General features: G+C 38.7%; 12 protein-coding genes. 7 read left to right on the top strand and 5 right to left on the bottom strand.

The features are described from left to right. The first annotated feature begins 87 nt into the window (after window positions 1-87). The 4 genes from EWU22_RS01660 to EWU22_RS01645 all read left to right on the top strand — a co-directional run bounded on the left by EWU22_RS01660 (window position 88) and on the right by EWU22_RS01645 (window position 4,991). Window positions 88-459, top strand: a complete 372-nt coding sequence (locus tag EWU22_RS01660) for a BlaI/MecI/CopY family transcriptional regulator (protein ID WP_130924150.1) — start codon at window positions 88-90, stop codon at window positions 457-459. Further along, window positions 449-2,032 carry a M56 family metallopeptidase gene (locus tag EWU22_RS01655; protein WP_130924149.1) on the top strand — a complete coding sequence of 528 codons (1,584 nt, stop codon included), beginning with the start codon at window positions 449-451 and terminating at the stop codon, window positions 2,030-2,032. Before EWU22_RS01660 ends, EWU22_RS01655 begins: the two co-directional genes overlap by 11 nt. Before the next feature lie 648 nt (window positions 2,033-2,680). Continuing rightward, window positions 2,681-3,865 carry a pyridoxal phosphate-dependent aminotransferase gene (locus EWU22_RS01650; protein WP_130924148.1) on the top strand — a complete coding sequence of 395 codons (1,185 nt, stop codon included), beginning with the start codon at window positions 2,681-2,683 and terminating at the stop codon, window positions 3,863-3,865. Window positions 3,866-3,875: 10 nt separating this feature from the next. Then, entirely contained in the window at window positions 3,876-4,991 is a 1,116-nt protein-coding gene (locus EWU22_RS01645; RefSeq protein WP_130924147.1) for an AEC family transporter, read from the top strand. 81 nt (window positions 4,992-5,072) lie between these two features. Here the strand turns inward: EWU22_RS01645 and yiaK are convergent, their stop codons facing one another. Beyond that, on the bottom strand, window positions 5,073-6,098 hold the full coding sequence (yiaK, locus tag EWU22_RS01640) for a 3-dehydro-L-gulonate 2-dehydrogenase (RefSeq protein WP_109325474.1): 1,026 nt from the start codon (window positions 6,096-6,098) through the stop codon (window positions 5,073-5,075). A gap of 384 nt (window positions 6,099-6,482) precedes the next feature. Between yiaK and EWU22_RS13185 the strand changes: the two genes are divergently transcribed. The 3 genes from EWU22_RS13185 to EWU22_RS01630 all read left to right on the top strand — a co-directional run bounded on the left by EWU22_RS13185 (window position 6,483) and on the right by EWU22_RS01630 (window position 10,862). Continuing rightward, window positions 6,483-6,635: a hypothetical protein gene (locus tag EWU22_RS13185; protein ID WP_161566769.1), complete on the top strand. Its 153-nt coding sequence runs from the start codon at window positions 6,483-6,485 to the stop codon at window positions 6,633-6,635. Window positions 6,636-6,704: 69 nt separating this feature from the next. Then, entirely contained in the window at window positions 6,705-10,325 is a 3,621-nt protein-coding gene (locus EWU22_RS01635; RefSeq protein WP_231962583.1) for an alpha-L-rhamnosidase, read from the top strand. A 123-nt stretch (window positions 10,326-10,448) separates the two neighbouring features. Beyond that, window positions 10,449-10,862, top strand: a complete 414-nt coding sequence (locus tag EWU22_RS01630; RefSeq protein ID WP_130924146.1) for an SRPBCC domain-containing protein — start codon at window positions 10,449-10,451, stop codon at window positions 10,860-10,862. A gap of 73 nt (window positions 10,863-10,935) precedes the next feature. Here EWU22_RS01630 and EWU22_RS01625 read toward each other — a convergent pair whose 3' ends face one another. The 4 genes from EWU22_RS01625 to EWU22_RS01610 all read right to left on the bottom strand — a co-directional run bounded on the left by EWU22_RS01625 (window position 10,936) and on the right by EWU22_RS01610 (window position 18,462). Further along, window positions 10,936-13,605 carry a DUF7133 domain-containing protein gene (locus EWU22_RS01625; protein WP_231962581.1) on the bottom strand — a complete coding sequence of 890 codons (2,670 nt, stop codon included), beginning with the start codon at window positions 13,603-13,605 and terminating at the stop codon, window positions 10,936-10,938. A 284-nt stretch (window positions 13,606-13,889) separates the two neighbouring features. Beyond that, a complete protein-coding gene (locus tag EWU22_RS01620; protein WP_130924144.1) occupies window positions 13,890-14,420 on the bottom strand; it encodes a DinB family protein in 531 nt (176 codons plus the stop codon). Window positions 14,421-14,536: 116 nt separating this feature from the next. Further along, the gene (locus tag EWU22_RS01615) at window positions 14,537-15,232 is read right to left on the bottom strand and encodes a M48 family metallopeptidase (RefSeq protein ID WP_130924143.1); all 696 of its coding nucleotides are present in this window, start codon (window positions 15,230-15,232) and stop codon (window positions 14,537-14,539) included. Further along, window positions 15,232-18,462 (bottom strand): type I restriction endonuclease subunit R, encoded by a 3,231-nt coding sequence (locus EWU22_RS01610; protein ID WP_130924142.1) that lies wholly within the window; start codon window positions 18,460-18,462, stop codon window positions 15,232-15,234. The genes EWU22_RS01615 and EWU22_RS01610 overlap by 1 nt, the downstream gene beginning before the upstream one ends. Window positions 18,463-18,542: the final 80 nt, after the last annotated feature.

Raw genomic sequence — 18,542 nt, 5'->3', positions numbered from 1 at the left:
GGTAATAAATTTTAACTAAAAAAATAGTTATAAATATTTTGTAACTAAAAAATTAGTTATACATTTGGTCCAACAAAAGGAAGAACTATGAAAAAACTAACCCAAGCAGAAGAGCAAATTATGCAGGTTATCTGGACCTTACCAGAAGGAGGATTTCTCAAAGATATTATTGAGAACTTACCTGAGCCTAAGCCCCATTCCAACACCATTGCTACTCTATTAAAAATTTTGGTTGAAAAGGATTTTGTTGGAATCAATAATCCCAATCGAAATAACCTCTATTTTGCGAAGGTCACAAAGCAGGAATATTCTGGTCAGCGTATAGCTGGTTTGGCTGAATCTTTTTTTGAAGGATCATATACGAACGTGGTATCTTTTCTGGTCGATAAAAAGCAGATGTCTATTGAAGATTTAGAATTGTTATTAAGCCAATTAAAATCTAAAAACGATGATGAATAATGCCTTATTAATCTATCTGTTGAAAAGTAGCCTACTTTCTGGGATCTTCTATGGCTATTATGTGTTGGTACTTCGGAATAATCGATTCCATACCTACAATCGATTTTATTTGTTAGTCAGTATGCTTTTAAGCGTACTTGTTCCTTGTTTCCAATTCTCTTTTTTTTCCTTCGACGAAGCTGAAGTGGCTGGAGCTGGCAAAGCCATATATTTGCTATCGGCCTCTGCCAAGTCTGCCCCTGAACAGTTTTTATGGATGAATTTACCTTGGTTGGAATATGGTATATGGACTTTTTATTTGATTTCAATAGGTCTGTTGAGCTACTTTTTATATCAAGTTATCAAGATTTATCAGATGAAAAGGAGAAATCCAAGCATTCCCATGGAAGGTTTTGAATTCATTGAAACCGATGAAGAGGATGCTCCGTTTTCATTCCTACAGTTCCTTTTTTGGAAAAAATCCATCTCCATTTCTGAACCCAATGGCCAAGCTATTTTTAAGCATGAATTAACGCACATTCAGCAAAGGCACACCATTGATCGAGTTATTTGTCAAATCATCACTTCCTTATTTTGGATCAATCCTTTTTATTGGTTGATGCATAAAGAATTACAAAATATCCATGAATTTATTGCTGATCGCGAAGCGGTTGGAAGCAATAATGTGAATGCTTTTGCCCAAATGATCTTACAATCGCACTACGGAAATCACTTTTTAAACCCCGGACACTCATTTTATTATTCATCTATTAAACGAAGAATTGTCATGTTAACAACATCCAAAAATACGCCATATGCCTACCTAAGAAAGGTTTTGGCCCTTCCTTTGGCATTAATGGCCATAGGTATTTTCTCCATTCAGGTAACTGCTCAAGAGAAAAATGAAGCGCTTAGTCCTAGTAAAATAGGGATTTCCTTTAGCAAAAATGCTCCCGTTAAACCTGCCATTAGAAAAAAGGCACCCAACAAGGATTTACCTCCGCCTCCACCGCCACCCTTGGCTGTTAGAGTGATTCCAACAGCACCTGGCGTGCCTCCAGCTCCACCTGTCAATCCTCTGTATGTAGTCGATGGCAAGATTGAACGCACTTTGGTTCTTAGTAAAATGAACCCTAATGATATCCAATCCGTGAATGTATTGAAAGGAGCCATGGCGAATGAAAAATATGGAAAAGATGGGATTAATGGAGTGGTGGAAATCTCGACTAAAAATCACGTTACTACAAATGTTTCAACCAATATTTCGACCAATCAAAATGTCAATATTGTCGTGGAAGAACCTGCCACATTTCCAGGTGGAGTTAATGCGTTTCTTTCCTATTTATCCGCTAATGTTAACTATCCTGAAGAAGCTAAAAAAGCGAATATTTCCGGAAAAGCCTATGTTCAATTTACAGTGGCAGCCGATGGAACACTTTCGGATATCAGCGTATTAAGATCTCCTGGATATGGATTAGCTGAAGAGGCACTTCGACTCATCAAAGCTTCAGGTAAATGGGTTCCAGCCAAGAGTCATGATACCAATATCGCTTCTAAATTCGTCCAACCTATTGCTTTCTCCCTAGTGAAGTAAAAGCACAAGTGATTTCTAGCATTTGTAATAGCCGGTGATTTTCATCAGGCTATTACCGTTTATGCTCAGATCTCATTTTTTCCTGAGAATATGGCCATGCTATGTTTACCATTCTCATCGAAATAGTACTATAAATTGGCAAAATGAATAAATCCTATTTTTGACACTTTTTCAATTAATTTATATTTTTTGAATGTTTTTAAAACTCATTTTTAATTTAAATTCAAATTTTAATCTTTTTTTCATCAAAATTTAAACTTTGTATTTTAAAATTGATTTTTTCAAAAAATATAGATAGGCCCTCATTTTTTACATTTTTTGCCTATAATTTGGAATATTTCCATGTTTTTTGAGTCATTTCATAAAAAAATGTAGAATTGTCGAGGTGGATTTCAATAAACCTGCTACATTTCAACATAATTCATCAATAAATACAATTTATACGCCCATTTCTGATCAGCTTGGGCGTATATATATTCTCCAGGAATTGATTCCTTCTTTGATTCCCTCGAGAGTATTTTAAAAACAAATTTGACTAAGGAGCAGCATTGGTTTCTGGGTTTGTTTTTTTCCTGTATGTAAGATGAAAACTCAGAAATGAGTCAATAGGACAGAGTATCATCGCATTTATATACCAACTCAATCATTATGAAAACATCTTTTAGCAGAAGAAATGTCCTAAAGTCAGGACTAGCCGCCATGGGCGGAATGGCCTTGGCCCCTCACATTAGTTTGGGTGCATTTTCAACGAGTTCCTTTCCATTAGATTCAGAAAATAGACTGTATTATAGCCCATTATTGAGAGAGCATTATTTGGATGAACGACCTAATGTGCCTGCTATGATCGCGCGTTTAAATGCGAATGAAAATCCATATGGACCACCTCAAAGTGCTAGAAAAGCCGTGGCCGAATCCGTTTCAGGAGGGAATCGCTATTCTTGGAAAGAATTAGCCACCTTGGTGGATATGTTGGCGCTTAAGGAAGGCGTGACGAAAGAACATATCATGATGGGACCAGGCTCTTCGGATTTATTAGAAAAAGTGGCCATTGTATTGTTTTCCAAAGGGGGAAATATTGTTTCAGCTGATCCAACCTATATGTCGCTCATTCGCGTTGCTGAAGCCGTTGGCGCTACTTGGAAAGCCGTTCCTTGTAAGTCGGATTGGACACATGACTTAAAAGCTATGGAAGCAGCCATAGATTCCAATACTAAAATGGTTTATATCTGTAACCCCAATAACCCTGTTGGGACCATCATGGCAGCGAATGAACTGATGGATTTTTGCTCAAGGGTTTCGACTAAAGTTCCTGTTTTCATCGATGAAGCTTATTTAGAACTTGCTGAGGGAGATACGGCTAGTATGGTTTCTTTACTGTCTCAAAAGAAAAATGTGATTATTGCTAGAACGTTTTCCAAAATTATGGGCATGGCAGGTTTGCGTGTAGGCTATGCCGTTGCACAACCGGAATTCTTAAGTAAAATTGAAAAAATCACTCGCGGAGGAATGGGGATTTGTCACACCTCTGTTTTAGGAGCGATAGCCAGCTTACAGGATAAAGAGTTCCAAGCCATGACTAAGCGACTTAATACTCAATGCAAGAATTATTTATATCAAGAACTTAGCGCATTAGGATATAGCTACATTCCCTCATATACCAATTTTGTGATATTCCCCATTAAAATGGATGGCAAGACTTTCTTGAGTAAAATGGCCAGCAAAGGTGTCATGGTTAGGTCATTTGATATGTTAAATAAACCTTACTGTCGCGTCAGCATAGGAACGATGGCTGAAATGGAATACTTCGTAACATCTTTGAAAGAGCTCGCTTAAATTGTTCGTTATGATTGATGCTATTGAAAAGACACTTACGTTAATGCTTTTAATTGCTTTGGGTGTCGCTTTACGTAAGAAAATTAAGAATAAATCAGAAATTCAGGGCTTAAAAGAAGTCATACTTTCTGTGGCACTTCCTGCTACGGTATTTATTGCATTGATGGGTATTAAGATGAGCTTTAGCATGTTAATATATCCTATTATTTTAGTTTGTTTTAACTTCTTTATCTTTTTAACGGCTCCTTATTTCTTGCCTTTTTTTGGTTTGGAGAAGAACTCTCCGGCAAGTCGAACCTTAACCATGTTGCTTCCTTCATTGGCGCCTGGACTATCAAGCTTCCCCTTTATTTCGGAATTTTTGGGTGGAGAATCCTTAGCGATGGCAGCTATGGCTGACGTAGGAAATAAGTTTTTTGCCCTCAATTTTTTGTATTACATCTCATTGAAAATGCACATGGCTATTCAAGAAGATGGGGCCATTGGTAATAAAAAAGGCATGAAAGATTTTCTATGGAGTCTAATCAAGGAACCAATCAATGTAATCATGTTATTGGCCATTGTATTTCTTTCCATGGGTTTTCATATGAGTACATTACCCATCGTCATCCAAGAAATTTTCTCACGAGCTAGTACCTTAATGGGTCCCTTGGTTTTGATTTACATAGGTATGGCTGTTGAATTGAAAGAAGGAAAAGAGATTAAAATGATACTCTCCATCTTATTTTTCCGAGCGGGGATTACGATTCTTTTTAGCTTAATAGTTATCTTTTTATTTGGAATCCATGACCCTAACATGGTTTTACTAGCTGTGGTGGTCCCTTTGAGTGCTTGTAGCTTTTGGCCATTTGCCCACATTTCGGTCATTCATCATAAGGAAGAATTGAAAGAAATACCGGATTATCGCAAAACCTTTGATGCTAATTTGGCCTTATTAACCTTAGCTATTTCGCTTCCTTTGTCCACCATTTTAGTGATTGGTGTTTTAGCCTCTGGTCAAACATTCGCAGAAACTAGTAACCTTGTACTTCTTTCCATAACCCTGTTAGGGGTAGGGATTTTACCACATTTAAAAGTTTTCAAAAAGATTACATCGTCCCTTAGGAATTTGAAAGAGGCTCATTAATATTTGAACAGGAGAAAGAGCTTTCTTTCCAAGGTCAATAATGCTTGGATTCGATGTATTGTTTCGACGTTTAATTAGGGTTTAAGATTTTTTAGCTTGACTAAATGCTACTACTTTCTTCCAAACTCCTTCATCGACAGGGATGCCCAATTTCATATTTTCGGATCTCGTTTTCAGGGATCTTTCACCAGGATAATTCACTTCTCCTCCGGCTGTTACTGGGGTAGAATTTCGTAATTGAGTGATGGTGTGTTCTAAAGCTTGATCTAAGAATGCTTGATCATTGATTTTTAATGGGTCAATCGCAATAAAAACTTGGGAACATCCTCCACATGCTCCTTTCCCAACCAAGTCGATGTCGGCGGTAGTTCTACCTTTGGAAAGTATGGCAGAAAATAAATCCAACATGACAGCTAATCCAGATCCTTTCCAATATCCCGTTGGTAAAATTCTACGTGTGGCTTCAATGGGTGCAGGCTCATCTGTCAACTTCCCATCTTGGTCAAATCCCCCAGGAAATGGAAGCTTTCCATTGTTTAAGCGAGTGGTTTCTAGTTTTCCATAGGAATATTGCGACATGGCCATATCAAAAACCACATGACCACCTTGGCGTGGAATAGCCATGATGAAGGGGTTATTACCGATTCCACCCGAAGTGGCGCCCCAGGCTGGCATACAAGATTCGGTATTCGTCCAGCAGATCGCCATATAGCCTTTATCTGCGGCTTGCCAACCATATGAGCCTCCTCTCATCCAATGAGTGGTATTATTCAAAGCTACTAGGCCTAATCCATATTGTTTAGCGATATCCATTGCTCTATCCATCGCGAAGATGGAGTTGGTAATTCCTATCCCCATATTTCCATTGTATATTTCAATAGAACCTAGGTTTACATCTAGACTAGGTTCTGCATGTACATCCACCCAACCTTTGGAGACAAAATCTAAAAATCGTTCTACTCGGTTTAAACCATGAGAATATACGCCGTCGCGACTGGTTTCAGTGTGAGTTCTGGCACAAACAGTGGCCTTATCTTCGGGTAATCCTGCTAATATAAATGCCTGTTTAATGGTAGTAAACATGTCATCAAATGAAATTCTTTTCATCACAAATAGTTTAGAAATTAAAGATATAGAGAGTTATGTAGAAAGAAGACGTAAAAGTAGTTAATCTCCTCATGGGCAATTGAATATTCTTGAAATACTCAATTTAAAATAGCAGTCATGGTGGCTTCGAGAGCCTCAGCCACCTTGATTGGAGATGGAATGCAAATAGTGTGGCTTTGAGAACCCAGCCATCGTGATTGGAGGGGGATGAAAATACAGTGACACTCACATCCGAAATATACAGGTGGCTGAGGCTCCCGAAGCCACCGTGGAACATCTGTAATAGATATCCCTCAGTCAAGATAGAAATTCAGTCATTGATGTAGTTATTTCTTTTTTCGATGTGGTCAAATATCTCGTTGCTAAAAATATACAATAGCAACTATGGTGGCTTCGAGTACCTCAGCCACCATGATTGGAGGGGGAATGAAAATACAGTGGCACTCAAATCCGAAATATACAGGTGGCTGGGGCACTCGAAGCCACCGTAAATGGCCACACTATCCTTATCAGCCTAAGGATAATTTTATCGCTTAAAATAAGTCTTTCATCGAAATAAGTTTCATAACTCATATAAAGACAACATATTTAGTGAAAATATCCCTAATGATGAAAAAACATGTATTATACGTATTACTGTGCTTTTTAAGTATAGTAAATTTGCAGGCTCAAAATTCCTTGCATCACTTGAAAGTGGAATACCAATCCGAACCGATAGGATTGGATGAGCAGCATCCTAGGTTTTCTTGGCAAATGCAGTCCAAAGATAAATCCCGAGGAAATCAACAACAGGCCTATCGAATTGTTGTTCGTGATGCCAAAAACCAAGTAGCTTGGGATAGTAAAAAAGTAAATTCCCCCTTGTCTTTAGGAATCAATTACGAAGGTTTGGCTTTACAAGCTTCCCAAAAATACCAATGGAATGTACAGGTTTGGGATCAACAAAATAAAGTTAGCTCCGCTTCTTCCTGGTTCGAAACAGGATTATTAAATCCAAGCGCACAAGCATGGAATGGTGCTGATTGGATAGGCGAAAATGACTTAGCACTCTATTCTCATTATTTATCCATGTACAAAATCCAATTTGGTATACAGCTCGATGAAGCTTCTAAATCCACGAAAGCATCCTTTGTTTTTGGAGCAAATGACCCTCGTTTGCAAAACAGAAACTTGAACATCATGGATGTGGCTAATGGGCCCAATGCCTCTTACATCCAATTGGAATTTGATATCAATAACGTAGCGGAGTCGGATTCTGGATTAGCCCAGCTAAATGTATATCGCGTAGGTTACGACAAAAAGGATAGTCCTTCTAAGGTTTTTGCAAGTTTTAAAATAGCTAAATCGCTCATTTCGCCAGCGAACAAATACCAGAAACACACCATTTTTGCTCAGTGTAATTTTGGCGTTTTTGATTTTTATTTGGATCAAGTTGACCCCGCGCACAAAATAAACGGAGCACCTGCTGGAGCTGCTGCTGCACCTAGAGGAGGTCAATCAGGACTTAATCTAAATCCAGTAGGAAGAGGAAACAACTTCATCAGTTTCCCAATGTTATCCGAAATCGGATTTCAGGTACCAGCCAATCAAAAAGCCCTATTTTCAGGGGTTTTGATTAAAAACTTCCGATTCCCAAGTAATACACTATTTGATGCAGCTGAAAATCCTAGCTTGTTTAGCCATAATTCCATTCAGTGGGATGGGAAGCAATTTCAAATAACAGCCTCTTCTGGAAATGTATTGGTTTGTGCCAATCCAAGCAGATTTGCAGCTCCTATGTTACGCACTCAATTTGCTAGTGTTCATAATAAAACCATCAAACAAGCACGTATTTATTCGACTGCGCGTGGTATTTATGAATTATACTTAAATGGAGAACGTGTAGGGAAAGACTTTTTTAATCCAGGTTTGACGCAATACAATAAAACACATTTGTACCAAACTTTTGATGTGACGAAACAGATTAAATCAGGAGAAAATGCTTGGGGGGCTTGGTTAAGTGAAGGCTGGTGGAGCGGAAATATCACGTTTAGTGGAGATAGCTGGAACTTCTTTGGAGATCGCCAGTCGTTGTTGGCTAAGTTAGTTATTCAGTATACCGATGGTACGGAACAAATCATTACCACGAATCCAGAGAAATGGACATATAACAATGATGGTCCAATCCGTTACGGAAGTTTCTTCCAAGGGGAAGTTTATGATGCTCGTAAAGAAGCCGCTATTGCTGGTTGGTCAACAGCAACTTTCCAAGCTAAAGGCTGGAAACCTGCAGCAAAAATTCCTCTAGAGGGAACGGCTTATGTAGGCGATGTGCCTAATGCCTTAAACTATGCTGGCATGCATTTGGTTGGTCAATTGGACGATGCCGTTCAAGTGAGAAAAGTGATGCAAGCGAAGTCCATGCATGAGCCAAGAAAAGGTGTTTATGTGTATGACATGGGTCAAAATATGGTGGGCTTCCCTAAAATATTTATTCCCAATGGAAAAGCGGGTCAAACCATTACTCTGCGTTTTGCCGAGGTTCTTTACCCAGATTTAGCGGAATATGCTTCACAAAAAGGGATGATTATGTTGGAAAACATTCGTGCGGCTTTGGCACAAGATGTTTATATCTTAAAAGGTGGAGATGAATACATTCAGCCTCGATTTACTTTTCACGGGTATCGTTATCTAGAAATTACTGGTTTGGATCAAGCACCTGCTTTAAGCCAAGTGGCTGGTTTAGTGCTTTCTTCCATTCAGGATATTGGTTCGTACTATGAAAGCTCTGATCCTTTGGTGAATAAATTGTGGAACAATATCACATGGTCTATGCGAGGAAATTTCCTTTCTATTCCAACCGATACCCCAGCTAGAAATGAAAGAATGGGTTGGAGTGGGGATATCAATGTGTTTTCCAAAACGGCCACATATATGGCTCCAGTGAATAATTTCATGCGCCGTCATTTATTGGCTATGCGCGATGTTCAACGGGCAGATGGCCGCTTTACTGACGTAGCTCCCATGGGCGGAGGATTTGGTGGAACTTTATGGGGAAGTGCAGGTATCATTATTCCTTGGGAAACGTATCAACAATACGGAGATAAAAATATGTTAATTGAGCATTACGATGCCATGAAACGCTATGTGGCATTTTTGGAAACGAAAGTTGATCCAGCCAATGGCATTGTCAATGAAGGACCACTAGGAGATTGGTTGAGCCCAGAAAACAATAAAAATGACAATACCCTATTCTGGATGACTTACCAATCATATAACTTGAAAATCATGTCGCAAGTGGCAGGTATTTTAGGAAATAAGTTGGATGAAAGCGCCTACCTGGCTCAATACGAAAGCAAGAAGAAAACGATCAATAGCGTTTACATTGACCCCAATACCCACAGAACGGTGAAATCGGGAGTAAGAGCAGCCCGCATGGGCCCTCCGGGAGCGGCACCGGCAGCACCTGCTACGCCTCCTGTTTCTGATAAAGGACAGTTGATGGACACGCAGGCTTCTTATGCCATTCCTTTGGCATTGGGAGTGATTGATGATAACAACAAACCGTTCATCGTGAAGCATTTGGTGGAGACAGTTCAAAGATCCAACAAAGACGATGAAGGAGTGGCGCGCCCGCCCTATTCCTTAATGACCGGATTTATTGGAACAGCTTCCATTGCCGATGCACTTTCCAATAATCAGCAGCATGATGTGGCTTATGGATTATTAACACAGAAAACCTATCCTTCTTGGTTGTATTCAGTGGCTAATGGTGCCACGACCATTTGGGAAAGATTAAACTCTTATACCATTGAAAATGGTTTTGGAGGAAATAATAGCATGAACTCTTTCAATCACTATTCTTTTGGGGCGATTGCGGCATGGATGTACCAAACTTCTTTGGGAATTCAACGCGATGTAGCTTCGCCAGGGTTCAAGCATTTCTCCTTACAACCTACTCCAGACTTATCGGGTAAAATAAATTTTGCCAAAGGCTATGTAGAAACCATGTATGGAAAAGTGAGCAGTGAATGGAAGAAAGAAGGGAATGTGATGAGCTATAAATTCACAGTTCCTGCCAATACTTCGGCACATTTGAAACTTCCGGCAAGTTCGGCTAAAGTGACAGAAGGTGGTCAAGATCTAACAAAATCCAAAGGAATTTCAGGTTTAAAACAAGAAGGAAATTTCTTGGAAATGGAATTAAACTCAGGTTCATATGAGTTCAAAGTCAGTCCGCTTAAGTAGAATACCCCGCCATTAATTAATGAAGGGCGATTCGCAAGGATCGCCTTTTTTAATAGGAAATGGAAGTATGGGCAGGATAATTTCCAATAGATTGATAAATTCACGACAGATATAAATTCAGATATGACACAAATACAAGTTACAGCCCACATACAAGCAACCATTCAGCAGGTTTGGGATTGTTGGACCCAAGCCGAGCATGTGAAGCATTGGAACTTTGCTAGTGATGATTGGCATTGTCCAGAGGCGCACAATACCTTGGAAGAGGGCAAGGAATTTCATTATATGATGGCTGCTAAAGATGGTTCATTCAGCTTTGACTTTTGGGGTACATTTACTCAAATTGATCCCTTGAAAAACTTAGAAATTACCTTAGGAGATGGGCGCCGAGTAAGCATTCAGTTTATTTCTGAGGGAGAAAGTGTATGGGTCAAAGAGTCTTTTGAGCCGGAAAACCAAAATCCAGAAGAGATGCAAAAGATGGGTTGGCAAATGATTTTGGATAATTTCAAAAAGTACGTGGAATCTATATCCTAGGCATTCCATTTAAATAAAAGAGCCAAGCAATTTTTTCATGGCTTGGCTCTTTACTTTCTACATCAACATCTCTCTATTTTATTCCATAAACTTTTAATTGTCGCATCACCCAAGGAGTTTCATCCTTTTCATTGCTTAGACCTTCGTTCAGTTTCATTCGAATAAATTTGGTTTTGACTTGATCTAACAACAAGACATTTTCGCCTTCATTCCCTTTCACATTTGCCAAAGTCGTTTGCCAATTTTTTCCATCCAGGGATGTTTCAACGGCATATACCCTAGGATGCGTGTAAATGAATACTGGGGTTGCTCCTGGAACTGGTCGAGCACCTCTTCTAAACGTTTGAGTGGATGTAAAATGAAACTCTGATAGATTGTAAACCTCTGGAAACTCTATTTGGTACCACATATCTTTGGCCTGAGTAATCCCTGTAGACCAGCCTTCAAAATTTAGGGCACTTTTTGGAGATACATTTCCTCCGATTCTAGTTGAAGAAGTATGGCTTGCGGCAAACTTCCAGTTGGCATCAGCCACAAACTCCTGAGGGACTAATTTTAACAAGGCATCATATTTATACATGCCCGTTTGTTTTTGAGATTTAGCTCTAATAGCGGCCACTTGTTGTGGACTGACAAAAGAGGCATCATTGGATAAGCCATTGCGGATATACGAAACCACATCGGATATCCATTGGTCCGACTGTTCTTTCATCGGTGCCATCAATCCACCTGCATAGGTTTTACCATCAATAGCCCCATCAAGGCCATGTAAAATAACTCGGACAGCATATTCTGGATGAGATTGAATGCGATAAGACCCCGCTAGGGCAGGTGCCAGTAATTTCCCATTCGCCGCTGGTTTACCCATACCATCATTTCCGTGGCATTGGGAGCATAATTCACTAAACACCAATTCCCCTCTTTCTAAAATAGCTTTTTGATCCTTGCTTAATTCAGCTGCACCAAAGGGTCCCGCATTTCTAGGCTTTGGCGGGTTAAGGATTTGTTCACTGATCAATTTCACCCCAGGAGATAAATTTTTTGCCAAAGTAGATTTTAAGGAAGTTTCTAAATTAGGTATTTTAAGAAACTTACTTGTCAAAATGGCTTGCATGGCCACCTCATGATTTGAATCATTCATTAAGGTCAAATATTCAGCAGCTAGCGATTTTTCACCCGCTTTATAAAGTGTTTCTGAGGCTTTTAACGCATGTATTCTGATCCGTGGATTGGGGTCATTCAACAATTTTTTCACCACATCATGGCTTAAGGCACCCAATCCTTCCAATGTCCAAATTGCATGAACGCGCGCATGCTCTTTGGCATTTTTTAATGCCATCGAATGGAGCATGGGAACAATGGATTTATCTTTTCTCAAAACGAGAACTTGCTGTGCTTGATCTCTCCACCAACCATTGGGATGGCCTAGGTAGCTCAGCAAAGTAGCCGACTTTTCATCGTACATTCTTGGTTGCTTGGTATCACGTTCTTTCCCCTCATAAGTAATCCTCCAAATACGTCCCAAACCGATCACTTTATCCAAACGATATTGGTCAATTTTCGTTCTTAAATATGATCCTTTTGGAGTCCATTGTCCTTCTTGAATGATACCATGGTACATATCCGTAATGTACAGCGTTCCATCAGGAGCGGTAGTCATGTCTACGGGTCTAAATAAAGGATCTGTTGATCTCAAAAATTCCGATTTTTGATCTTGATATACATTATGAAGTGTGGTGAGACCATCCTTTACCATGGGATTGACTTGTCGAACAATACGGGCTACGGGTTCCCCATAAAACAATTGTCCTTGTAGATTGGAAGGAAGTCGATCACCCCGATAAATATCATTTCCTGCTGAACCTGTTACGTGGTTTAAAGAGCCATCAGGTTGTCGTATTTCATCCATTCCACCTTGCATATCAGCAATTTTAATGGCAGCTCCCCAGGGAACGTCAAAGCCCTTGGCGATTTCATTTGGCACATCAAAGTTGCCATAGTGGATTGGAAATTGGAAATAGGATGGTAAGCCAGATGCCCCACCTTGAAACCACAATTTTCCATTATCATCTTGGGTGATTCCCCATTGTGCGCGGTTTGCTCCTGTTTTTTCACGGATGATACCATTGGGTGTTTCTCTAATTCGAAAGGCATTAACGGTACTGTAAAGCCAGTTGTCCATCCCATAAAACAAAAATGCTTGTTGGTGTTCTACGTTTCCAGAACGTCCAAATTTGGTGGTAAACAATTCTTTTTTATCTGCTTTTCCGTCACCATTGGTGTCCGTGTATTTATATACATTATCTGCATCCGATTCCATGGTCAAAACGGCATTTTTTCCATAGGGCAATACAAAGCGAGGAAAGATCAAATGATCTACAAAAGTGGTTCCTGTTTCAAATACGCCATCATTGTTTTTGTCTTCCCAGCGAGAAATTCGACTGATAGGTTCTAATTCATTTTTTGAATCGGCATCCAACATATAAGACCTCAATTCTAACACATACATGCGACCATTACCATCAAATACGATTTCACCTGGTTGCTGGATTGCGGGATCTGTTAGAACCGCTTGAATTTTATAACCTGGAGGAAGTAAAAATTGCTTGGCTTCTTCGGCTACACTTAGAGGTTGAATGGGACTTTTGGGAGCAAGATCGATTCCCTTCCAATTCTCATCATTGGGGTCTACCCCTTCCGGTAATTTTAAGGTATCTCCCATGAATCTGGTAGGAAGATTCATTCTTAGTTGAGAGTTAAATGAGGTAAATAAAAGGGTAGTAATTAGGCCAAAAAAGCCTAGGCGAAAGATTTGTTGGTATTTATATGGCATAATGGAACATTTATCTTTGAATAATCATGTAAATAATGCCGAATAATTCGGATATCAAATGAATGCAGACATAAGTCGATGAAAGGGGGGATTTGTGAGATAAAATGATCCCTCGTTTTACCCAGGGATATTCGGTATAAACATAAAAAGGCAACCCATTGGGTTGCCTTTCTTAATCGATTCATGGGATTTGACTAAAACAATTTCTCTTGTGGAGGTTTTGCGCCAGCCAAACGGATGTACACCGTAGTTTGGCCTCTGTGGTGCGCTTGATGCTCTAGGCATTTCGCGATGGCTGCTTCTTTGGTCATGTCGAATCTTCCGAACATTTTCACCGATTCAGCTAGTTGAGCGGCAGTCATTTTTTTAACTGAATTGATGACAAAATCATATCCATCCATAACCAATTTGGTCACATTAGCTTTTGATTTGTCGGTCGATTTTTCCGAAGCACCCATGGCAATAGGACTTTTTTCCCCAGATGCAGCCGATGCAAAGCTGTAATTGGCATCGGTTAGGTGCAGCATTTGTTCAGCGAAAGAACGCATTTCAGGAGTTGGTTTTAGGGCATAACCTGATTCAGGCATAGCGTCTAGATACTCTTTGGTATAAGCTTTAGATCTTTCCCAATCTTTGACCATAGCATCAACAGACGATTGAGCCACAGCCATTTGGCATAGGCCTAATACAAATAAGAGTGACAAGAATAAACGAGAACGTTTCATGATTTTTTTAAGGTTGGTTGAAGGGTCAATATTCCAATAAAGTAGTGAAATTTCAAAGGAATTGGGGGAAATATTGTTGGGGGGGGGTTATTTACCAGCTTTTGTATGCAGGCTTATCAAGCCAATAATTTCTCTAATTTCATTTTCCACTTTTCCCAGTCTTTCATTTCCTTGGTCTGTAAATCAAAAAATTTCTGTGTATGATCATGATATATTAAATGACAAAGTTCATGAATGATGACATATTCAATACAAGCTTTGGGGGCTTTGATTAATTCAGGATTTAAAATGATTTTACCATTTGGGGTGCAACTTCCCCAACGGGTTGGCATGTTTCGCAACACAATTGCACTCGGTTCAACTTTGTGTTTTTTGAAATTGTCAATTAAGGGCAAAGCAATTTTATGAAACGTTTTTCGAGCATGTTGTAAATACCATTCATTTAATAAGTCTTTGGCTCTTGACTTTTCGCTTACCGTAACCTCAAGGAATTTGCCCTTTAGTTTTACAGATTCTAACTCACCAATTTGTATTTGTAAACGATATTGTTTGCCTAGATACAAATGCGTTTCACCACTAAGGTATTTCCTATGTGGAGTCTTTGGTTGGAAAGAAAGAAAGAAGCTTTGTTGTTTGAATATCCATGGAGCTTTTTTTCTTATTTTTTCTTTTACTATTTCCATGGATATATCAATAGGCGCTTTTACCAATACTTCCATTTCAGGAGTTACCGTTATACCAAGTGATTTTCTGTTGGAGTACTCTAAACGAAAATTTATAGTTTTGCTACCAAACTGTATTGATGAGGTCATTACTTGTAACGAATTTTAGCTACTTCAATACAATCTTCTGCAATTTTATCCATGTCTTTGAATGACAACTCCACATTATATTTGTCTCGTACTTCATCAATCAAAAAGTCACCAATTTCAATGAGTAGTTTGCCAGTAATATTTGTTTTGTATTGCCAATCAATAATGGCTTTGCCATTTTCCAAAACAAAACTTTGAATTAGAAGGTCAATTTGTAAAGCTGTTAGCGTTGAGACTTCTTTACGAACTTCAATGTCGTGGATTTTTTCAGATAACGCCTCCACTGTAATGCCATAAAATGCTTTTGCAATATGTTTATCTTTCAGTTGTTCTGGAATGTCACTGTCTGTATGTGCTAAGACATTATTCATAATATCCTGAACTTTGCTGAGATATTGTGCTTCGTTAATTCGTTTAGCTTCATATTCAGCAATGGTTTCTTTAAGCATTTGTGAAAATTTCTTGTAGAAAGTGGGGTCTTCCTCCATTTTCTCTGTGATGTGCTTCGCTGTTCTACTCACAATTTTATCAGCTTTTGCCGCTTTACCTGTTGTGTTTTCTACTTCTAATTGAAATTTATCTTTATCAAAGATGTTTACCAATTCTGTAATAGTTTCAATTTTCTCCGTAGTGATGTGCGTATCTATTAGTTTTTGAATTTGCCCTTCGTATTGCTTATAATCAATGACATCACTGTATCTCTCCACTACCGCCAACCGTAATTTTAAAAACATAGTCAAATCCTCTTTGTAGCGATTAATGGTTTTTTCTTCAACGTCGTTATGGAACTGAATTGATGACAATGCCAGTTTCAAACTTTTGGCAAATACCGCGAGTTTTTCATAAAATAGAACTCGTCTAGCTTCATCTTTCAATAATTGCTGATAGGCTTCTGCATCTCTTTTATTGGCAATGGTTTTGAAAATATCCCATAAGTCGGAATGTTTCAGAGGGAGCTTTTTGATTTCCTCTGAAATATTGGTAAGAGTTCCAGCCAAATCTTCATCATCAAATTCATCAAAGGATGAGTATAGCTGCAAGGCATCGTCCAAATTTTCAATGACACCATAATAATCAATGATGTAGCCAAATTCTTTATCAGGATAAATGCGATTTACCCTAGCGATTGCTTGTAAAAGTTTGTGCCCTTGTAAATTTCTGGTAAGATAAAGAACGGTATTTTTAGGTTCGTCAAATCCTGTGAGAAGTTTATCGACTACAATAATGATTTCAGGGTCTTTCTGATTTTTAAAACGACTGATAATGTTCTTTTCATAGCTTTTAGCATTGCCATGTTCATCCATCATTTTTTTCCAAAATTGATTTTCTTTTTCAGTGGACTTTTCAAAAGCACTTTCTTCTCCTTCACGTTCGTCAATGGATGAAATCAAAACTTCGCTACTAACAATACCAATTTCATCCAGAAACTCTTTGTATTTGATGGCATTAATCTTTTTATCGCAAACGAGTTGCCCTTTAAATGGTGTTTTATCCTGCCAATTTTCTCGGAAATGATGACTGATGTTCCATGCAATCATTCTCATTTTTTGTTCGGCAGCATTTAAGGGGTCGAATCGTGCAAATTTCTTTTTGATGTCAGCTTTTTGGTAGTCATTCAACGGTTCAGATACCATTCCAAAGAAAGTATCTATCGGACTAGCATTTACATTTTGTAAGGCTAACCGTCCTTCATAAAGTAAGGGGACTACTGCTTTATCTTTTACCGCTTGGTCAACAGTATAAGCATCAATCATTCCACCAAATTTCTCTGCTGTACTTTTATCCTTTTTGAATAATGGAGTTCCCGTTAAGGCTATGAAGCAGGCATTTGGCAATGTCTTTTGCATGTCAATATTGAATGTGCCATGCTGAGTCCGGTGCCCCTCATCTACTAAAACAAAAATTTCGGGACTTTCTAAGGGCTTTTTTATTTTGTTTACTGCTGCTACGAATTTGTTGATAATGGTAGTAACTACTGCATCACTTTTGTTTTCAAGTAATTCAACCAATCGTTGACCAGTTGTTGCATTATCTACAAATCTTCCACACTTTCTGAATGTTCCTGTAATCTGATTGTCTAAATCAGTACGGTCCGTTACCAATACTATTTTAGGATTGCGAATACTTGGCTCCATGGCAATGGCCTGAGCTAGCATTACCATCGTTAATGATTTTCCACTGCCTTGTGTATGCCAGATAACCCCCCCTTTTCTTTTACCATGTACCACATTCTTGATTCGTTGCATGGTTTTCTTTATGGCAAAAAACTGCTGATATCGCGCTACTTTCTTTTCTCCATTATCGAACAAGATAAAATTGAAAATAATGTCCATCAATCTTTTAGGACTACATAGACTAAACAAATATTGATCTTGTTCAGTTGGTAGAATTTCATCTTTTTCCTGCGCATCAAAGTATTGACGAACATATTTGAAACGGTCTGTAAACAGTTGCTCTTTTACTGAACCTGCAAGTGCTTTGTTTTTGAATTCTTGCAAATTATTCTTATAAATTTTCTCTTCTTGGTCGCTTGTAAATTTTTCCTGCCATTTAGCCCAAAACTTTTCAGGTGTGGCATTGGTGGCATAAGCAGCTTCTTGGGTGGCAATACTCAACGTTAATTGCGAGTAAACATACAAATTTCTAATGCCATCCTCCTGTTGATTTCGTAAATGCTGACTGATGGCTTGTTTCAAAGGGTCTTTCATGTCTGGTCGTTTGCATTCGATGATGCAAAGGGGAATACCATTGACAAATAATACTAAATCAGGACGGTAATGCTCTTTGCTCGTGCTTCGCATTACACTGAATTCTTCTGTTACATGAAACACATTATTATGTATGTTTTTCCAGTCTATGTATTGTAAAGTAAAACTCTTTTTATCTCCATCGACACTTTGCTCCAATGACAGACCTAAGGTGAGTAGGTTGTAAGCCTTTTCACTGGCTGCTATGTAGCCTTCGTTCATTGGTAAGTTCTTTAAAATCTGTATCCCATTCTCAATATTTGTATCACTTATGTAAGTTGACTTAGTGGAACTTATGGTCTTTTGAGCATTGATTTCTTTTAACGCCTTTCGTAAAACATCTTCCAGCAGCACATTACTGGTTTTACCACCTCTTTGCTTATCTGCTTCTGCCTGACTTAAATACGTGTACCCCAAATTCACCAACATTTGTATGGCAGGAATCTGGCTGATATGGTCTTCTTTAAAACTGGGTGTTTCCATTATATATTCCTTTCATCTGGTTTATATATAGAAAAGGGAGGTTTTCTATACATGTTACATGACTCATGCATAGATTTTGT

Origin of the sequence: Aquirufa nivalisilvae (assembly GCF_004307455.1) — a bacterium.
In the GTDB taxonomy this organism is placed as follows: Bacteria; Bacteroidota; Bacteroidia; order Cytophagales; family Spirosomataceae; genus Aquirufa; species Aquirufa nivalisilvae.
This window is presented reverse-complemented; position numbering and strand designations above follow the sequence as displayed.